Raw genomic sequence first — 1,230 nt, forward strand, 5'->3', positions numbered from 1 at the left:
CCGGACCCCGGGAGGGGCCGCGGGGGCGTTCGGCTAACTGCGGGAATGGCCTATTTGCTCAATGTGTTCGGCTGAGATCGGAAATCAACCAAATTTAAAAAAGCGACTCATAGAATTATTTCCTCCCGTTAAATAATAGATAACTATTAAAAATAGACAATACTTGCTCATAAGTAACGGTACTTAAATTGTTTACTTTGGCGTGTTTCATTGCTTGATGAAACTGATTTTTAGTAAACAGTTGACGATATTCTCGATTGACCCATTTTGAAACAAAGTACGTATATAGCTTCCAATATTTATCTGGAACATCTGTGGTATGGCGGGTAAGTTTTATTAAGACACTGTTTACTTTTGGTTTAGGATGAAAGCATTCCGCTGGCAGCTTAAGCAATTGCTGAATCGAGACTTGAGTGTGCAAGAGCAACCCTAGTGTTCGGTGAATATCCAAGGTACGCTTGTAGAATCCTTCTTCAACAATCAGATAGATGTCAGACGCATGGCTTTCAAAAACCACTTTTTTAATAATTTGTGTGCTTAAATGGTAAGGAATACTCCCAACAATTTTATACCTCTGTTTGTTAGGGAATTGAAACTGTAGAATATCTTGGTGAATTAAAGTGACACGAGTGTTCAGTTTTAATTTTTCTGACGATAAGTTGAATAGATGACTGTCTAATTCAATAGACGTTACCTGTTTACTTATTTTAGCCAGTTTCGTCGTTAAATGCCCTTTACCTGTTCCAATTTCGTAAACGGTATCGGTTTCTTTTAAATTCAATTGTTTTATTATTTGGTTGAGTACTTTTTCACTCGTTAAAAAGTTTTGAGAATATTTTATATTTTTGTTCATGTAATCACTCCTGAAGTGATTACATCTGTAAATAAATACGGAAGTTAAACGATTTGTTTGTAATTTTAGTTATCTGTTTAAAAAGTCATAAGATTAGTCACTGGTAGGAATTAATCTAACGTATTTATTTATCTGCGTAATCACTGTTTTTAGTCTGTTTCAAAATAGTAGATGTTTTATCTACATTACGCATTTGGAATACCAACATGACGAATCCCTCCTTCTTAATTACAAATTTTTAGCATCTAATTTAACTTCAATTCCTATTATACACAAAATTTTAAGATAAATCAATAGCTGTTGTTAAAATATCGCTTGCTGAAATAGTTTCTTTTTCCGCCTTGATTCTCATTTTCATTGCAACAGCCTCAGGACTC

At 34.2% G+C, this 1,230-nt stretch carries 2 protein-coding genes; both read right to left on the reverse strand.

Features of this window, described 5'->3' with window-relative positions; genetic code table 11:
• Window positions 1-115: 115 nt before the first annotated feature.
• Window positions 116-853, reverse strand: a complete 738-nt coding sequence (gene erm(B), locus DXC67_RS10250; protein WP_002292226.1) for a 23S rRNA (adenine(2058)-N(6))-methyltransferase Erm(B) — start codon at window positions 851-853, stop codon at window positions 116-118.
• A 124-nt stretch (window positions 854-977) separates the two neighbouring features.
• Window positions 978-1,061: a 23S rRNA methyltransferase attenuation leader peptide gene (locus DXC67_RS10255; RefSeq protein ID WP_023948524.1), complete on the reverse strand. Its 84-nt coding sequence runs from the start codon at window positions 1,059-1,061 to the stop codon at window positions 978-980.
• Window positions 1,062-1,230 lie beyond the last annotated feature (169 nt).

Source organism: Collinsella sp. TF07-1, from assembly GCF_003437235.1.
Lineage (GTDB): Bacteria > Actinomycetota > Coriobacteriia > Coriobacteriales > Coriobacteriaceae > Collinsella.

Coding starts and splice junctions, on each gene's coding strand:
- DXC67_RS10255 (WP_023948524.1), bottom strand. CDS start 1,061: ATGTTGGTATTCCAAATGCGTAATGTAGATAAAACATCTACTATTTTG.